The organism is Flavobacterium sp. (assembly GCF_039595935.1).
In the GTDB taxonomy this organism is placed as follows: domain Bacteria; phylum Bacteroidota; class Bacteroidia; order Flavobacteriales; family Flavobacteriaceae; genus Flavobacterium.
In genome coordinates this window covers 139,320-155,745 of sequence record NZ_JBCNKR010000006.1, presented here as the reverse complement: position 1 = coordinate 155,745, position 16,426 = coordinate 139,320, and the positions used below count along the sequence as shown (strand labels likewise).

Genomic DNA, 16,426 nt, shown 5'->3' with positions numbered 1-16,426 from the left:
TTACAACAAATGTCTAAGATATTAGTAATAGAAGATGATATTTCATTTTGTAAATTATTAGAGAAATTTCTAATAAAAAACAAATATGAAGTCAGTATCGCTTTTTCAGCCTCAGAAGCCAGAACAGCTATCAAAAACGAATCATTCGATTTGATTTTGACAGATCTTCGTCTGCCTGATTCTGATGGTATTGTGCTAATGTCTGAAATTAAAAATTCACATCCTGAAACTCCTGTAATCTTAATGACAGGTTACTCAGATGTTAATACGGCAGTAAAAGCAATTAAAAACGGTGCGGCCGATTATATCTCGAAACCCTTCAATCCTGATGAAGTTTTACTCGTTATTACAAATGCTTTACAAGCTCCAATTGATGAAGTAGAAGAAGAAATAGAAACACCTTCGAAGCAAAAGAAACCTGCAAAAAAAACAGTTTCTGCGGAAAATGAATTTGTACGCGGAATTTCGGTAGCTTCTAAAAAACTTTTAGATCATATTCAGTTGGTAAGCCCAACGGATATGTCGGTTTTAATTATTGGCGAAAGCGGAACCGGAAAAGAAATTATTGCCAAAAGCATCCATCAGCAAAGTCAGAGAAAAAACAATAATTTTATTGCGGTAGACTGCGGAGCCATTCCAAAAGAATTGGCAGCAAGTGAATTCTTTGGTCATTTAAAAGGATCATTTACCGGAGCTATCAGTGATAAAATGGGATATTTTGAGGCAGCAAACGGAGGTACACTTTTTCTGGATGAAATTGGAAACCTTTCTTATGAAAACCAAATTCAGTTATTGCGAGCACTTCAGGAAAGAAAAATTAAACCCGTTGGAAGCAATAAAGAAATAAACGTCGATATCCGCATTATTACCGCTACAAACGAAGATTTACGTGAGGCAGTAAAAAATGGCGATTTTAGAGAAGATTTATACCATAGAATCAACGAATTTTCTATTCAGTCTCCATCTTTAAAAGACCGTGACGAAGATTTAATGGTTTTTGCCGATTATTTCCTGGAAAAAGCCAATCAGCAATTAAACAAAGATGTAATAGGATTTTCGCCTGAAGTGGTTTCTATTTTTCAAAACTACAGCTGGCCGGGAAACTTACGTGAATTACAAAATTGTGTAAAACGTGCCACACTTTTAACACAGGGTGATTTTATTGAAAGTGATGTTTTGCCAATAGAATTTTTTCAGTCGCAAAAACAAGCCGGTTTCAGTGGCAGTTTTTCATTATCAGATAATGAAAAGGAAGCTATTATTCAAGCACTCAACAGAACTCAGAATAATAAATCGGAAGCAGCAAAACTGCTTAAAATTACCAGAAAAACGCTTTATAATAAATTAAAGCAATACAATATCGACTAAACAACTTCTTTTTCTAAAACAGAAAAAAGTTTGGTTGTTTTAGCTTTTAAAGCAATGTAAATATCTTTCAAATCTGCTATTTCAAGATTATTTTGTTCCAGCGTTTTTAATATTGTGCCAATATCTCGTGCTTCAATTTGCTTGAACATAGGCGCAATTCGATGTGCAATAGAATTTATTTCCGGAACATTTTCTTCATTTACTGCATTCTCAAGTAAATCTAAATTTTCATTACTGCTTATAATAAAAGCTTTGAGAACATCATTTAAAGCATCCTCATCATTGCCTAAAAACTCTTTAAGGGTTTCCAGAGAATACAATTGAGAGGAAACGGCTTCTTCTTTATTCTGTATTTCAACTTGCGGCAGGGTTTCATTATCCAGAATATGCTGAATCGTTTCTAACAATATTCTTGGCGAATAAGGTTTATTTACAACTGTAGTAAAACCGGCTTCGGCATAAACTGACGGATTTAGATCGGTTCTTCCTGTAAGGGCAATAACCGGCTGATTTTTATAAATTCCTTTTTCAAAGTTTCGAAGTTTTTCCAGAAACATAAAACCATCCATTTCCGGCATTTGGATATCTGTTATCACAAAATCAAAATGCGTATTCTTAATGGCTTCTAAAGCTTTTACAGCGCTGTTAAAAGAATGTACCTGATGATTTTCCTGTCTGAGAACGCCGCTGGTTAAATTGAGGAGGTTAATATCATCATCAATTACAACAAAAGTTTGTTTTGTCGTATTTCGGGCAATATTTCTTTTTATTTCTTCAACCGTTATTTCGCTGTGATCAAACACTAAAGGGATTTTAATTTCAAACGTACTTCCTTTCCCAAAAGTACTTTCGAGACTTATTCTTCCACCTAAAAACGAAACTATTTTTTGGCAGATAGCAAGTCCTAAACCAGTTCCGCCGTATTTTTTTTCGATATTTTCATTGGCCTGAGTAAATTCTTCAAAGACCAATTTTTGGTTTCCTTTTTCAATTCCAATACCGGTATCTTCGATTGTAATGACAAAAAAGTTTTCATTTTCGGTAACATATGAACTGATTTTGATATGACCTTCTTCGGTAAATTTATAAGCATTGCCAATGATATTCGTCAAAATTTGTTTCAAACGAAACGGATCGCCAACTACTCTGGTTTTCAGTTTTTCATCAACATTAATAATTAAATCGATGCTTTTTTGTTTGTAAACCGTCTGAATGTTTTTGGCTGTATCTTCAATAAGTTCAGGAAGGTAAAACGGCACTTTTTCTATCGTAATTTTTCCTGCTTCAATTCGGGAGAAATCCAGTAAATCCTGAACAAGCTGCGAAATATATTCAGATGAATTCTTAATGTTTTTTACAAAGTAAGACTGTTTTGTATTAATATCAGAATTGCCCAAAAGTTCTGAATAACCCACAATGGTACTCAAAGGCGTTTTTAAATCGTGACTTACCGTAGAGATTAATTGCTCGCGGCTTTTTAATAAATTTTTGGTTTTGAAATTCGCAATTTCGAGTTGTTTTTTATAAAGCTGTGATTTTGAATAGTCGCTCACAATTAAAATAGAAAAAAAGATGGTCAATATTAAACCAATTATTGCCGAAGCCGTTACAATTTCGTTGACTTTTTTAAGCGATTTTTCTTTTAATGAATTGTTTTTTATGGAGTTGATGATGATTTCTCGCTCAATAATACGAAGCACTTTTCTAAGCTGATCCGAAATCGCAATTTCATTTTTCAGAAGTTTATTCTCTTCAAAATTAAGAGACTCTTTTTTCTTCTCAGCTTTTATTTTTACGTTGCTGAGCAGTTTTTTAGAATTCGCCAAAATCGAATCCGAAGCTTTTTTGCTAAGCGTATTCGTACTATCATCCGGAATATTCTGATTTAAGTAATCAACATATTTTTGAAGAACATTTCGCTGATAGCTTCCTAATTCGTTTGGGTTTTTAGTAAAATCCTGAAGTTCCAGTTTTCGAAGATTGAACTCCATTTTGGTAATTTCGTCAATCGCGTTATTAACAGAAACTTCATCTTCGGCTTTATTTTTTATGGTTTTTAGCTGTCGGATATTTTCTGTTTTTTCAGACAATAAATACGTTACGCTGTCAAGCAGAGCTTTTTGATAATCAGTAGTAACAATTTGTTTTAAAGTGTCGAGTCTGGCTCTTAAAGAATCCGTTTCGATAAGGTAACTTTTAAAATCCTTTTCAGAATTGGTCTGAATGGTTTGCCTGGCCAGACTTTCTGTTTTGTAAACATTAGAAAATAATTTACTTACGCGAAGGATTTTTGTTTTTTCAAGGGCAATTTTATCTTCAAGTTTATTATAAACCGCATTTTCTGAATATAAAAACCATCCAACCGTTACAACCAAAGCCAGTAATGCAACATAGCTGAATAAAACTTTGAGTGCTGTGTAACTTTTCTTGCTTTCCATATTTTGCTGAAGGTTTTGTGAAATTTGGGTATAATGTAACTTTTGCAATTTATCTAAAAAAATCTGTTTACGGAACAGTAAATCTACCCAATATGTTACATAATTGTAATGTTTTAAAAATAAATCAGCCGCAGATTATGTAAATAATACCGCGGCTGATTTTGATTTTGTATGAAGATTTTGATATTACAGAGTTTCGTTTAACCATTTAAAAAACTCTCCCTGCCAAACCTGAGCGTTTTGAGGATGTAAAACCCAGTGATTTTCATCTGGAAAATAAACGAATCGGCTTTTTATTCCTCTTAACTGAGCAGCCTGAAAAGCTTCTTGTCCCTGCCCGATTGGTACACGGAAATCTTTTCCGCCCTGGAAAATCAAAATAGGTCTGTTCCAGTTTTGAACCAAAGTGGCCGGATTGAAAGTAGTGTATGCTTTTTGCACTACAGCATTGTCTTTTTCCCAATAAGGTCCGCCAAAATCCCAGTTGTTGAAGAAAACTTCTTCAGTTGTTCCCAACATAGAAACGGTATTGAAAACCCCATCGTGAGCGATAAAAGTTTTGAAACGGTTGTTGTGAATTCCGGCTAAGTAAAATACAGAATATCCTCCGTAACTTGCACCAACGCAGCCTAAACGGCTTTTGTCAACGTAACTTTCTTTAGCTAAATCATCAATTGCAGAAAGGTAATCGTCCATAACTTGTCCGCCCCAGTCTTTACTAATTTGTTCATTCCATTCAACACCGTGACCCGGCATTCCGCGACGGTTTGGTGCCACAACTACGTAACCTTTTGCCGCCATTAAAGAGAAATTCCAACGGAAAGAATACGATTGTGTCAACGCACTTTGAGGTCCGCCCTGGCAGAACAATAAAGTAGGATATTTTTTAGAAGCATCAAAATTTGGAGGTAAGATTACCCAAACCAACATTTTTTTACCGTCAGTTGTAGTAACGTAGCGTTTTTCAGTTTTGCTTAAAGCTAAATTTTTGTACGTTTCAGTATTGATGTTTGATAATTGTTTCCAAGTGTTTTTCTTCAAATTAAAAGAAAAAATCTCACCCGCATGATTCATGTCTGTTCTTGTAACGATTATATCATCTCCAGAAAAACCAACTAAATCATTTACGTCAAAATCTCCATTTGTCAACTGACGAACGTTGATTGCGATTTTAGTTAAACCCGGAAAATTAACTGAGAATAGCTGTTTTGTTCCGTCAACTGGCGCAACAAAGAAAACTGTTTTTCCGTCTTTGCTCCAGATAAAATTATCTACAGTTCCGTCCCAATTTGCCGTTAGATTCGTTTTGATTCCTTTAAATTCAACAATAATGTCGTTTTTATCAGACTCGTAACCGTCACGTTTCATTTGTAGCCAAGATAAATTTCCTGTTGGAGAAAATTGCGGCGCCGTGTCGTAACCTAAATTGTCTTCGGTTTTATTGGTTGTTTTTTGAGTTTCTAAATTGTACTCATAAATATTGGTGTTCGTAGAAATTGCATAAGCTGTTCCAGCTTTTTTCTTGCACACATAAAAAATACTTTTGCTGTCTGGCGACCAGATATAATCTTCGTCACCGCCAAAAGGTTTTTGTGGAGAATCAAAAGATTCACCTTTTAAAATATCAATTCCTTTTGCGCCGTCTTTGTTTTCTTTATAAAAAACATGATTAAATTTTCCTTCGTTCCAGGTGTCCCAGTGACGGTAATCTAAACCATCATAAATTTGAGCATCAGACTTTGTTAAACTCGGATAAAAATCTTTTCCTAAAACATTGTCGATTTTTACTTCTTCATTATAAACTACATATTTTCCGTCTGGCGAAACATTTTTATCTGCCAAAACATCTTTTGTGTCTTTAATTTCAACAGCATTTCCTCCGTTTACAGGAATCATGTAAAATTTAGAATGTGATTTATTTTCTTCTACAGAAGGCGTAGAAACCTTAAAAACCACATTTTTTGCATCTTTAGAAATTCCAAGCGGAGTTACTCGTCCTAATTTCCATAACAATTCCGGCGACATAACATTCTGCCCGATAGCGTTTAAACTCATCATTATTAAGGTTGTTAATAATACTTTTTTCATAATCAAATATTCTATTTTTTTGTGTGCTAAAAATACAACATTTAAATCCCAAACAGTTAAATTTCAAATTCCAAATTATTGTTAAAATTTATTATTGTCACCCTGAGCGAAGTCGAAGGGCGCACCGTAATGAGGCTTCGACTTCGCTCAGCCTGACAAAAAAATAAAATTAAAAATCTGCTTAAATCTGTAAAATCTGCGTGCAAAAAAATAACCTGTTTACTAATCTCAGCGTAATCAAAAATCATTATTTTTATAAAAAAGTCTGGAAATGGAATTTAGCTATTGGGAACTAAAAAACTGGTTTACAAATATTGATTATACAATTGTAGGCAGCGGAATTGTTGGCTTACATACAGCTTTGCGCTTACGCGAAAGATTTCCTGTTGCAAAAATTCTGGTACTTGAAAGAGGAATGTTACCGCAGGGTGCAAGTACAAAAAATGCCGGTTTTGCCTGCTTCGGAAGTTTATCTGAAATTATGGACGACTTAAAAACACATTCAGAAGAAGATGTTGTGGCACTTATCGAAAAACGCTGGAAAGGTCTGCAGTTACTTCGAAAAAGACTTGGCGATCAGGCAATAGATTTTAAACCACACGGCGGATATGAATTATTTTTGAAAGAAGATGAATTTGGATTTAATGAGTGTATTTCGAAAATGTCTTTTATAAATGAAATTCTAAAACCACTTTTTAAGGCTGAAGTCTTTTCTAAAGAAACTGACCGATTTGGTTTTGGAAATATCCAGGATTATTTAATTTTTAATCCGTTTGAAGCACAGATCGATACCGGAAATATGATGCAGGAATTGTTGAGACAAGCCGTTTCTGAAAATATTTTAATCTTAAACCAACAAACAGTTAACTCTTTTTCTGATGCGGGAAATCAGGTTGAAGTTGCACTAAATAATTTTAGTTTTAAAACCAATAAACTGCTTTTTGCAACCAACGGATTTGCAAATTCACTGACAAATGGAGCAGTTAATCCGGCTAGGGCACAGGTTTTAATTACAGAGCCCATTCATAATTTAGACATAAAAGGAACGTTTCATTTAGATAAAGGCTATTATTATTTTAGAAATATCAACGATAGAATTTTATTAGGAGGAGGAAGAAATCTTGATTTTGAAACAGAAACAACTACAGAATTTGGACAAACAGAAATTATTCAAAATAAATTGGAAGATTTACTGAAAAATGTAATTTTACCAAATCAGGATTTCCAGATTGCGCACCGTTGGAGCGGTATTATGGGAGTTGGAAATAGTAAAAGTCCTGTTGTTTCTCAATTGTCTGAAAACGTGTTTTGCGGAGTACGTTTAGGCGGAATGGGAGTAGCGATAGGCAGTTTAATAGGAACAGAATTAGCAGATTTAATATAATGGCAGCACCCAAAAAACCGGCACCAAAAAAGACAGCAGCAGCAAGTAAACCAAAATCAAAAACAGGTTCGAAAAAATCCAACAGAACTTTTGGCGAAAAAGTAAAATGGTTTTTAATTAAAGCTATGTTGTGGTTTTTTGGACTTTCAATAGGATCGGTTATATTTTTTAAATATGTTCCTGTGCCGTTTACACCGCTTATGGTTATTCGTGCCATCGAAAATAAAATGGACGGAAAAGAAGTTTATTTTGACCATGATTGGGAGCCTATTGAAAAAATCTCGATGAATTTGCAAAAAGCGGTTATTGCCAGTGAAGACGGAACGTTTTTAACGCACAACGGCTTCGATTTTAAAGCACTGCAAAAAGCTTATAAAAGCAACGAACGCGGACGAAGAATTCGTGGTGGAAGTACTATTTCACAGCAAACGGCAAAAAATGTCTTTTTATGGCAGGGAAAAAGTTATTTTCGTAAAGGTCTTGAAGCTTATTTTACCGTTTTAATCGAAATTATCTGGGGCAAAGAACGCATCATGGAAGTGTATTTGAACAGTATTGAAATGGGCGATGGCGTTTACGGAGCTTATGCAGCAACTGAACATTGGTACCGAAGAGATGCTTCGAGTTTGACGCCAATGCAGGCGGCCGGAATTGCTGCAATATTGCCCAATCCAAGAAAGTTTAAAGCAACCGGATCATCAAGTTATATCAACAGAAGAAAAGAAAGAATTGTTCGTGAAATGCGCTACGTTGGAAAAATAAATTATGATGGGAAGTAAAAAAGTATTTTTTGCTTTTCTGATTTTAACTTCGACGTTGATTTTTGGACAAGGAAAAACAAAAGAAATTGGTTTTATAAGTGATAATGATTTATACACATCGTCTAAAAACGACATGTATTATACCAATGGTCTGGAAATTTTTTATCGGTTTTTGTCTAAAAATGACAATGAGAAAATCAATAAAAAAATAACCGAATTTAGAGTTGGACAATACATTTACAATCCACGATTTATTAATAAAGATGCTGTAGATGTAAACGATCGTCCTTTTACGGCGTATCTTTTTGCCGAAGCCGGACGAAATTTTTTTTACCAAAGCGAATCGGTATTAAAAACAGATTTTCAAATTGGTTTTATGGGACCAAATGCTTTGGGAGAAGAAACGCAGGTTGGGTTTCATAATCTTATTGGTTATAAAAAAGTTTACGGCTGGGAGAATCAGCTTCACAATGCTTTTGCCGTTCAGGCTCATGTTATGTATTCGAAGAAATTGTTTCCATCGAAACACAATGATTTTATAGATCTTCATTTTCAGTCTGAAGCCAATTTAGGAACTATTTTTACGGGAGTTTCAACGGGATTCTTAACCCGAATTGGTTTTAAAAGACTAACACCAATTTACGATTCTAATCTTCATGATGCTTCGGTAAGTGCAAACGAACAGCCTAATATTAGGGAGTTTTATTTTTACGCAATGCCAAGCGTTAATTATCAGTTTTATGATGCTACAATCGAAGGCAGTATGTTTAATGACACAAGTCCGATAACTTTTGATTTGGAACCGCTTCGTTTCAATGCCGAGTTTGGTTTAAAATACCGACATAATAATTTCAACATGTCGTATTCTTTTATTTACCGTGGAAGAGAATTAAATGATCCGGGAATTGATACGAATTCCGGTTATTTTTTTGGGTCAATTCGAATGGGGTTTTTATTGAGGTGATATTTGAAAGTTAAAAAACAATATTCTACTCTAGAGAATTTAAAGTCCCCACGGGACAAATGTTGGTGTGTGTAATGTTTTCTACCGATATATAACTCCTACCGGAGTATTTTAAATTGGATATTGATAAACAGAAAACATGTATAAAATTTCACCAATATTTATCTCCCAATTTATTTTCTAAGAATTCTACGAAAAACTCCGTTAGGAGTTATTGGTTTAAGAGTTTAATTGAATTTAAGAATTACGTTTGTAATTTATATTTTTCCATGTATTTATTGCCCAATCAAAATCTGTTTTCTCATTAAAATAGAAAGCTGTTTGAAGTACTTCTTTATCAATTATAGTAAAACCAAAAATAACGTTGTATATTTTTTCTTCGTCATTTTCTTGTATTAGGTATCCTATTCTTGAAACTCGGTTGTCTGAAAATTCAAATTGATCCAATGTTTTAGAAAAAGTTTCATCCCGATTAGCAATATTGTATTTACATTCCTCATAAAGTTCTTCTTTACTTTTTTCGGAATTCCATATAATTAATCTAATAGATTTATCTCCTGTTGTGTAATATAAAGTTTCATCTTCTTCAATTGTTCTTTCGAATAAATTATTGATTTCAATTGTCCATTCTTCAGTTAATCGATGAGTTGTCATATAATCATCTTCCAGATCAAAATCAGTTACTTTATACCAATCAGAATCCGGTTCTTTTTTTTCATAAACAGAACCTATTCCTTTCAATAAGATATCTTTTAGAGAAGGGTCAATTTTTAAAATTGTTGAAGGATTATATATCCCGATGTTGTCAGGATTATTCGTGTATTCTTCTGATTCAAATCCTGTAAAAATTCTCCAGCCGCTATCTTCAGGGCGAGTTCTTTTCTCACGATACAAAAATTGAGGTTTCATATTTCTGTCTAGAACCATTTTAGAAACCATAAGTCCGCCGATTGGAGGAAAGTCCTCAAAATTATTCTCGTTTTGAATTGATTTCTTTTTGAAAAATTTCATTTGATTATGTTTTAGAAATATATAGCTTAATTTAATAACTGCATTAATCCAGATTATCTAAATCCATTTCTTTCGCGAGCTGATCCCATTTGTTGTTCAGATAGGCTTTAGTTTCTTCCAGAATTTTTGGGTTTACATCTTTTAAAGTCTGCACTTTTGGATTCAGAATGGCTTTTCCGTCTTTAAAATCAACATAAGCATGAACAGCATTATCTCCCCAGAAGAACGGAAAAACAATCGCCATGTTCTCTGAGCTTTCAATAACATATTTTTCCAGACTGATGATATACGCAAACATAGGAATCATTTCTACGAAGTTTTCACTAAAAAACATCATTCCCCAAATCCATTCTTCGGCTGCTTCATCATAATCTGAAAAAGCCATTGCTTCGGGATAATCAATCCATCCGTCAATCATTTCCTTATTTGTATCGTCGTTGTATGTACGGAGCAATTCCTGAGTTAAAACTGATTTCGAATACATTTTTCGGCTGTCCCAAAAGTCAAGCCAGTTTTTATTTAATTCTGGTTCTTCAAGCGGACTGTTTAAAAACTTCTCGTACTGTGATTTGGTGATTTTTACTTTACACAATAATGAACTTAATTCAGACATAGTTTTGAGTTTGATTAGTTTTAATTAATGACGATTATCACATTGAAGAGAAATTTCTTCATTTGATTTATCGATTACTGAAATACTCGAACATCCAAAAGAAATGTATTCGAAACCAAAAACGACTTCTGGTTTGTTTTTAAATAATTTTCCTGCCCATTGATTAATTGAAGTCTCGCCATTTTGATAATTTAGAGGGCAGGGAGAGGTACCTTCGCTTTGACTGAACAATTTTTCAATTATAATATCTTTAGATTGATTATCAGTAACTAAGAGACGTCTGGCATAAATGTTCTTATGATCATCTAAATAATCTTGTAAAAAATACTTATAACTGTCGGTTTTAAAAGAATAGGTATTTCCCTGAACGGTATTTTTTAAAAGAACACGATCTTCGCCTTTCATCGGTTTAGACGGATATTCAGATCGGGCTGTTTTTTTCCATACCATTGGTTTTAATTGTCCTTTCAAAAACGGATTTTCTCTACCAATATAAACCAGTGCATCTCTATAATATTCACTAAAACCGTTTAAGAATTTTTTATTGATTTCGAAACCAATCATGAAATCAAAATTGCGATAAGGCCAATCATCTTCTGTCGAATACAGACTCAGCATGGCAGCCGTTTTTAAACTTTTTACCGGGAATACGGCCAGCTTATTTTTAGCATAATCGTAAACAAACATCGAGTCGGTTTCAGAAATATTGGTTTTAGACAAAAGCCTTTTTCTGTAATTTTTTTCAAACGTAAAATATTGAGCCTCGAGCGGTCCCATATCCTGAATATTAGGCAGAGCGAGGGTGTCTTTTTCGTCACCAATTGTATAAATATCCGAAAGAGAAACAAAAGCAACTTCGCTGCTGTCTTTTGGCATAACTGTAAATAAATTGATACTTTCTTTTTTTGGAATTCCTTCGTCTTCGATTGTGTCATTTTTGACAGCTTCACTTTTGTTAACAGAAGTTTCCTGAACTTCCACATTTTTTTTATCGTTACAACTCAATGCTAATAAAACTGACGCGGCGAATAATACTTTTAATTTGATATTCATAAAGTGGTATTTAATGTGCTTTTAATGTTATAGTGGCTAAAATGAAAAAACTTCTGTAAAAAGAACGCAATTTAGATTTGATAAATGTAAAAAAAGTTTTCACAAAATAAAATACATCAGGTTTGTCTCAAATTAAAAACAGGTTCTTTGTTTTCTGTTTTTCTAAAAGTCAAGCGTCAAAAAAAAAAGCTTAACATTTTGATAATATGGAATGTAGATTAAATTTTTATTTTTAGTTAAAATTAAAACTATGGAAATTAACTGGGTTGTAATAGGAGTAGTGGTGTTATTGGTAATCATTTTGGTTGTTTTGACAATCAGAAAAAACCAAAAAGAAAAAAAGAAGCTTACTGACTTGCTGAATAATGATTTCAAAAAAGAGGAAAAAGATAGAGTTGATGCTGAGGATTCTGCAAATGAAAAATAAATAAAAAACCGTATTACCATTATTAAGTAATACGGTTTTTTTGTGGAGAATACCGGATTCGAACCGGTCGCCTCTACGCTGCCAGCGTAGCGCTCTAGCCAAATGAGCTAATCCCCCAAAGCGTTAACAAATAAAGTCAAATAATTCTCAAAAAACAAATTTCGGAACCTATCAGATAAAATATTTTTCAAAACCGTAACTTTACGTTTAAAAATATTTTTATGAGTTCAGAAAATATAAAAGGATCTTTAGAGACTTCTTTTCAAAATACAATTGCAACGGTACAATTTGGACATCCGGCAAGTAATTCTTTTCCGCGTGATTTATTGGATCGATTAACAGCAGAAATCAATGAATTAAGCCGAAATGAAAATGTTTCGGTAATAGTTTTAAAAAGTGAAGGAGTGAAAGCATTTTGTTCCGGAGCTTCTTTCGATGAACTTTTGCAGGTTGAAAACGAAGAACAGGGAACAGAATTCTTCTCTGGTTTTGCGCATTTGTTAAATGCAATGCGTAATTGTAATAAGTTGATTATTGGCCGCGTTCAGGGTAAAGCTGTTGGCGGTGGAGTAGGAATTATCGCTGCTTGCGATTATGTTTTTGCAACGCCGCAGTGTGATGTAAAATTATCTGAACTTGCCATCGGAATTGGGCCTTTTGTAATTGAACCTGCTGTTTCCCGTAAAATAGGAAAAACAGCTATGACTGAAATGACATTAGCGCCGCATGAATGGAAATCGGCAGAATGGGCTTTTCAAAAAGGACTTTATTCAGTTATAAGTAATACGGATAATCTGGATGCTGAGGTTGAGAATTTTGTTCAGAAACTGAGTTCGTATAATCCTGAAGCATTGCATGAAATGAAAAAGATTATTTGGGAAAATACCGAAAACTGGGAATCGCTTCTTTTTGAACGTGCAGCAATTACAGGAAAACTTGTTTTGTCTGATTTTAGCAGAAATGCCTTGAGACAATTTAAAAAGTGATTTCGTAGTCTCAGTTTCGTATTGCGGACCTTTGTCAAAGTTTTAAACTTTGACAAAGGTTAGGCTTTAAACTAAATCATAAGTAATAAATATAATTTAAAATGAAACTCATTTCATTATTCCAAAAAGTTGATATTGCAGAGAAAATTAAAGATGCTCCAGACAACGGTTATCAAATTGGTGTTTTGATAGGATCTTTTATTCCATTTCTATTTTTAGCCGGAGTTGCTTACTGGATGTATATCAAAGCCAAAAAAAGAGATAAAAACGGTTATTAATTTGTAAATTTGCATCCTTAAATTAAAAATCGATGAGTAATATCAGAATTACAAAACAATTTAGTTTCGAAACCGGTCACGCTTTGTACGGTTACGACGGAAAATGCAAAAATGTTCACGGACACAGTTATAAATTATCGGTAACCGTTATAGGATCGCCAATAACGGATCGCTCAAATGTGAAATTCGGAATGGTAATTGACTTTTCTGACCTAAAGAGAATTGTAAAAGAAGAAATCGTCGATCAGTTTGATCATGCTACTGTTTTCAATCAGACAACACCGCATGTTGAATTAGCAAACGAATTAAAAAACCGAGGTCATCATGTAATTTTGGTAGATTATCAGCCAACAAGTGAAAACATGGTAGTTGATTTTGCAGAAAGAATCATCGCAAGACTTCCGTCTGGAATTTCTCTTTTCTCACTAAAACTTCAGGAAACAGAATCGTCATTTGCTGAATGGTATGCAAGTGATAATTTGTAAAAAAGTCAAAAGTCAAAAGTCAAAAGTTTCTACATTATAATCTAAGGAGTCTAAGATTCTAACAATCTAATAATCTAAATGAAAAAAATATATTTTGCTTCAGATCAGCATTTTGGTGCGCCAACTCCGGAATTGAGCCTTCCGCGCGAGCAAAAATTTGTTGCCTGGCTGGATAAGGTAAAAGAAGATGCCGAAGCTATTTTTTTATTAGGTGATTTATTTGATTTTTGGTTCGAATATAAAACAGTTGTTCCGAAAGGTTTTGTACGCGTTTTAGGAAAACTGGCTGAGATTCGCGATAGCGGAATTCCGATTTATTTTTTCGTTGGAAACCATGATTTATGGATGAATGATTATTTTCAAACTGAATTGAATATTCCGGTTTATCACGATAATAAAGAATTTACTTTTAACGGAAAAACCTTTTTAATTGGCCACGGCGACGGAAAAGGACCAGGTGACAAAGGCTATAAACGAATGAAAAAGGTATTTACAAATCCGTTTTCAAAATGGCTTTTTCGTTGGCTTCATCCAGATGTTGGTGTAAGTTTAGCGCAATATTTATCTGTAAAAAATAAACTGATTTCAGGCGATGAAGATGTAAAGTTTTTAGGTGAAGAAAACGAATGGCTGGTTTTATACGCCAAACGTAAACTGGAAACGAAACATTATAATTATTTCATTTTCGGGCATCGTCATTTACCAATGATTATTCCGGTAGGCGAAGATTCAAATTACGTAAATCTGGGCGACTGGATTGGCTATTTTACTTACGGAGTTTTTGACGGCGAAACTTTTGAACTTCAAAAATTTGAATCGTAATTACTTTTTATCCACTGGATAAATACCAATTTTATGCGTTCGTAGAATATATTCTGAAAGTTGTTTACTGTTTGAAAGCTGAAATTTAATTGCTCCTGATGCTCTTTTCGGCATGTGGCATTCTACACAATTATTTGCCATTAACTTTTCAGGCATTATTTTTAGTGTTTTCTCATTGTGTTTTAAACCCTGATGACAGCTCATACAGATTTTAGAATACGATGCCATATTTTTTGACGCATTTTCATGCGGATTGTGACACGTAATACAATCCATTTTTTCGCTGTTTATAAAACATTTGCTTTGCGCCATTAAACGAAACTGATTTCCGTGAACATCAAAATTAGCAGTATCACTAACACTTCTCGTATTTCTGTAAAAATCAGATAAATTATCTCCGGGTTTAAAATCAAAACGGGATTTCATTTTCATTCCGTCATTTCCGCCGTGGCAAAGCGCACAGGCATCCAGTTTTTGCTGTCTGTTTAGATTTTTAAAACTTGTAATACTGTTTGCGGTTTTTACATTTGGATTTTTTAAATGAAACTCTACGTGTTTTTTTGCCGGACCGTGACAACGCTCACAGTCAATTCCGTAAACAATAGTTTTTTTATCGATAATATCCTCCACTTCCATAGACAGGAAGTTTTTCTCTTCAGAGCTTTGATTTACATTTCTGCTGCTGATATTTGATGCGTGGCACGAATAACAGTCTTTAACCACCATTCGGTCAAAATAAGGTTTGTCTGCAGGGAATCCCGGACTTGTCGCCCAATTGTTTATAGAATTATAAAAGGAAATTGGTAATTCGTAAGTATTGTTATCTCTCCAATAAACAGACGTTTGTGCATGTTTGATTCCGAAAATAATTTCAAATCGGTGTGCTTCAACTTCTTTACCATTTTTATACAAAACCTGATAAAGGCTGTCGTTGCGTTTTTCCATTACCAATTTGGTGTTTTTGTCGTAAATAAAAGTATGCTGACCTTCATCAAAATCACCTAAAACATTTTCTGAAATTGCCGGAGCCGTAGCTTTAAAGTGAGAACTCTGAAAAGCCATATTGTATTGCACCTGATGGCATTGAACACAGCTTTCAGATCCGGCATAATCAGTTCCGCGCGGATCAATATATTCGTCTGATTTGTTATTACAGCTTGTTAGAAAAACCGACAGCAGAACGAAAGCAAAAAGAATGCAGTTTTTTTTCATTGTTGTAAATATACTTTATTTTGAATACAATCAAAATATATTTCAATAATGAAAAAATGTTGTTAAAATATTTAGAATGCTTCTAGTTTAAGCCTGACCCGAAGATATATTCGTCTAATTCAATTTTAAACAAAGAACCTTCAACCAAATCTTTAATCGATTTTAATTCGGTCATAGAAACAGCCAGATCAATAGAAGAGCAAGGAGTTTTCAATAAAAATTTATGGCAGGAATATTTCATTTCGCAAGCTTCGCAGCAAGAGTTTTCAATTATACTGTCTTCGATTAAATCGCAAAAATGATTCAGTTCAGGTACTGTAAAATAAAAACCGGTCTCTTTAAAAACGAGTTGAACTTTGTCGAGAATTGTCTGGCTGTTTTGTTTCCAGTAAAAGGCAATTCCAAAATTGTTGTGGTATATCTGTTCTATTTCTCTCATCTTAAATCCTTTTATTTGAACAAATATAAATATTATTTATATTAATTCTAAATAAAAAAATCATAAAAATGAAAAAATATTGGATCATATAACTGAT

The 16,426-nt window shown here is 33.7% G+C and carries 16 protein-coding genes and 1 tRNA gene; 9 read left to right on the top strand and 8 right to left on the bottom strand.

Translation table 11 applies throughout. The annotated features are described in order from the left end of the window. Positions 1–9: 9 nt before the first annotated feature. Positions 10–1,368, top strand: a complete 1,359-nt coding sequence (locus ABDW27_RS10435) for a sigma-54 dependent transcriptional regulator (RefSeq protein ID WP_343695833.1) — start codon at positions 10–12, stop codon at positions 1,366–1,368. Here ABDW27_RS10435 and ABDW27_RS10430 read toward each other — a convergent pair. Both ABDW27_RS10430 and ABDW27_RS10425 read right to left on the bottom strand, forming a co-directional pair. Beyond that, complete coding sequence (locus tag ABDW27_RS10430) at positions 1,365–3,806, bottom strand: ATP-binding protein (protein ID WP_343695832.1); 2,442 nt, start codon at positions 3,804–3,806, stop codon at positions 1,365–1,367. The genes ABDW27_RS10435 and ABDW27_RS10430 overlap by 4 nt on opposite strands. 186 nt (positions 3,807–3,992) lie before the next feature. Continuing rightward, positions 3,993–5,894, bottom strand: a complete 1,902-nt coding sequence (locus tag ABDW27_RS10425; RefSeq protein ID WP_343695831.1) for a S9 family peptidase — start codon at positions 5,892–5,894, stop codon at positions 3,993–3,995. A 271-nt stretch (positions 5,895–6,165) separates the two neighbouring features. Between ABDW27_RS10425 and ABDW27_RS10420 the strand changes: the two genes are divergently transcribed. From ABDW27_RS10420 to ABDW27_RS10410, 3 genes are read left to right on the top strand one after another with little or no spacing between them, the layout of a single operon-like run. Next, positions 6,166–7,278 carry an FAD-dependent oxidoreductase gene (locus ABDW27_RS10420; protein ID WP_343695830.1) on the top strand — a complete coding sequence of 371 codons (1,113 nt, stop codon included), beginning with the start codon at positions 6,166–6,168 and terminating at the stop codon, positions 7,276–7,278. Beyond that, positions 7,278–8,057, top strand: a complete 780-nt coding sequence (gene mtgA / locus ABDW27_RS10415; RefSeq protein WP_343695829.1) for a monofunctional biosynthetic peptidoglycan transglycosylase — start codon at positions 7,278–7,280, stop codon at positions 8,055–8,057. The genes ABDW27_RS10420 and mtgA overlap by 1 nt, the downstream gene beginning before the upstream one ends. Further along, on the top strand, positions 8,047–9,003 hold the full coding sequence (locus tag ABDW27_RS10410; RefSeq protein ID WP_343698129.1) for a lipid A deacylase LpxR family protein: 957 nt from the start codon (positions 8,047–8,049) through the stop codon (positions 9,001–9,003). The genes mtgA and ABDW27_RS10410 overlap by 11 nt, the downstream gene beginning before the upstream one ends. Before the next feature lie 237 nt (positions 9,004–9,240). Here the strand turns inward: ABDW27_RS10410 and ABDW27_RS10405 are convergent, their stop codons facing one another. The 3 genes from ABDW27_RS10405 to ABDW27_RS10395 are packed head-to-tail and all read right to left on the bottom strand — an operon-like array spanning position 9,241 to position 11,680. Continuing rightward, positions 9,241–10,014 carry a DUF2185 domain-containing protein gene (locus ABDW27_RS10405; protein ID WP_343695828.1) on the bottom strand — a complete coding sequence of 258 codons (774 nt, stop codon included), beginning with the start codon at positions 10,012–10,014 and terminating at the stop codon, positions 9,241–9,243. A 43-nt stretch (positions 10,015–10,057) separates the two neighbouring features. Next, positions 10,058–10,627: a hypothetical protein gene (locus ABDW27_RS10400; RefSeq protein ID WP_343695827.1), complete on the bottom strand. Its 570-nt coding sequence runs from the start codon at positions 10,625–10,627 to the stop codon at positions 10,058–10,060. Positions 10,628–10,651: 24 nt separating this feature from the next. Continuing rightward, the gene (locus ABDW27_RS10395) at positions 10,652–11,680 is read right to left on the bottom strand and encodes an oxidoreductase (protein WP_343695826.1); all 1,029 of its coding nucleotides are present in this window, start codon (positions 11,678–11,680) and stop codon (positions 10,652–10,654) included. Between the two features lie 250 nt (positions 11,681–11,930). Between ABDW27_RS10395 and ABDW27_RS10390 the strand changes: the two genes are divergently transcribed. Then, positions 11,931–12,107 (top strand): hypothetical protein, encoded by a 177-nt coding sequence (locus ABDW27_RS10390; RefSeq protein WP_343695825.1) that lies wholly within the window; start codon positions 11,931–11,933, stop codon positions 12,105–12,107. A 43-nt stretch (positions 12,108–12,150) separates the two neighbouring features. Here ABDW27_RS10390 and ABDW27_RS10385 read toward each other — a convergent pair. Next, a tRNA-Ala gene (locus ABDW27_RS10385) sits at positions 12,151–12,224 on the bottom strand. A 104-nt stretch (positions 12,225–12,328) separates the two neighbouring features. Here ABDW27_RS10385 and ABDW27_RS10380 point away from each other — a divergent pair. The 4 genes from ABDW27_RS10380 to ABDW27_RS10365 all read left to right on the top strand — a co-directional run bounded on the left by ABDW27_RS10380 (position 12,329) and on the right by ABDW27_RS10365 (position 14,678). After that, on the top strand, positions 12,329–13,093 hold the full coding sequence (locus tag ABDW27_RS10380) for an enoyl-CoA hydratase/isomerase family protein (protein ID WP_343695824.1): 765 nt from the start codon (positions 12,329–12,331) through the stop codon (positions 13,091–13,093). A gap of 101 nt (positions 13,094–13,194) precedes the next feature. After that, complete coding sequence (locus tag ABDW27_RS10375) at positions 13,195–13,371, top strand: hypothetical protein (RefSeq protein WP_343695823.1); 177 nt, start codon at positions 13,195–13,197, stop codon at positions 13,369–13,371. Between the two features lie 32 nt (positions 13,372–13,403). Continuing rightward, positions 13,404–13,856, top strand: coding sequence for a 6-carboxytetrahydropterin synthase (locus ABDW27_RS10370; protein WP_343695822.1), 453 nt, complete (start codon positions 13,404–13,406; stop codon positions 13,854–13,856). Positions 13,857–13,934: 78 nt separating this feature from the next. Then, on the top strand, positions 13,935–14,678 hold the full coding sequence (locus tag ABDW27_RS10365) for a UDP-2,3-diacylglucosamine diphosphatase (protein ID WP_309844324.1): 744 nt from the start codon (positions 13,935–13,937) through the stop codon (positions 14,676–14,678). Here the strand turns inward: ABDW27_RS10365 and ABDW27_RS10360 are convergent, their stop codons facing one another. After that, positions 14,679–15,890 (bottom strand): cytochrome c3 family protein, encoded by a 1,212-nt coding sequence (locus ABDW27_RS10360; protein WP_343695821.1) that lies wholly within the window; start codon positions 15,888–15,890, stop codon positions 14,679–14,681. 82 nt (positions 15,891–15,972) lie between these two features. Further along, the gene (locus tag ABDW27_RS10355) at positions 15,973–16,329 is read right to left on the bottom strand and encodes a hypothetical protein (RefSeq protein ID WP_343695820.1); all 357 of its coding nucleotides are present in this window, start codon (positions 16,327–16,329) and stop codon (positions 15,973–15,975) included. Positions 16,330–16,426 lie beyond the last annotated feature (97 nt).

Bases quoted from the DNA above. Each gene is read 5' to 3' on its own strand.
- ABDW27_RS10435 (WP_343695833.1), top strand. From the start codon at position 10: ATGTCTAAGATATTAGTAATAGAAGATGATATTTCATTTTGTAAATTA.
- ABDW27_RS10430 (WP_343695832.1), bottom strand. From the start codon at position 3,806: ATGGAAAGCAAGAAAAGTTACACAGCACTCAAAGTTTTATTCAGCTAT.
- ABDW27_RS10425 (WP_343695831.1), bottom strand. From the start codon at position 5,894: ATGAAAAAAGTATTATTAACAACCTTAATAATGATGAGTTTAAACGCT.
- ABDW27_RS10420 (WP_343695830.1), top strand. From the start codon at position 6,166: ATGGAATTTAGCTATTGGGAACTAAAAAACTGGTTTACAAATATTGAT.
- mtgA (WP_343695829.1), top strand. From the start codon at position 7,278: ATGGCAGCACCCAAAAAACCGGCACCAAAAAAGACAGCAGCAGCAAGT.
- ABDW27_RS10410 (WP_343698129.1), top strand. From the start codon at position 8,047: ATGGGAAGTAAAAAAGTATTTTTTGCTTTTCTGATTTTAACTTCGACG.
- ABDW27_RS10405 (WP_343695828.1), bottom strand. From the start codon at position 10,014: ATGAAATTTTTCAAAAAGAAATCAATTCAAAACGAGAATAATTTTGAG.
- ABDW27_RS10400 (WP_343695827.1), bottom strand. From the start codon at position 10,627: ATGTCTGAATTAAGTTCATTATTGTGTAAAGTAAAAATCACCAAATCA.
- ABDW27_RS10395 (WP_343695826.1), bottom strand. From the start codon at position 11,680: ATGAATATCAAATTAAAAGTATTATTCGCCGCGTCAGTTTTATTAGCA.
- ABDW27_RS10390 (WP_343695825.1), top strand. From the start codon at position 11,931: ATGGAAATTAACTGGGTTGTAATAGGAGTAGTGGTGTTATTGGTAATC.
- ABDW27_RS10380 (WP_343695824.1), top strand. From the start codon at position 12,329: ATGAGTTCAGAAAATATAAAAGGATCTTTAGAGACTTCTTTTCAAAAT.
- ABDW27_RS10375 (WP_343695823.1), top strand. From the start codon at position 13,195: ATGAAACTCATTTCATTATTCCAAAAAGTTGATATTGCAGAGAAAATT.
- ABDW27_RS10370 (WP_343695822.1), top strand. From the start codon at position 13,404: ATGAGTAATATCAGAATTACAAAACAATTTAGTTTCGAAACCGGTCAC.
- ABDW27_RS10365 (WP_309844324.1), top strand. From the start codon at position 13,935: ATGAAAAAAATATATTTTGCTTCAGATCAGCATTTTGGTGCGCCAACT.
- ABDW27_RS10360 (WP_343695821.1), bottom strand. From the start codon at position 15,890: ATGAAAAAAAACTGCATTCTTTTTGCTTTCGTTCTGCTGTCGGTTTTT.
- ABDW27_RS10355 (WP_343695820.1), bottom strand. From the start codon at position 16,329: ATGAGAGAAATAGAACAGATATACCACAACAATTTTGGAATTGCCTTT.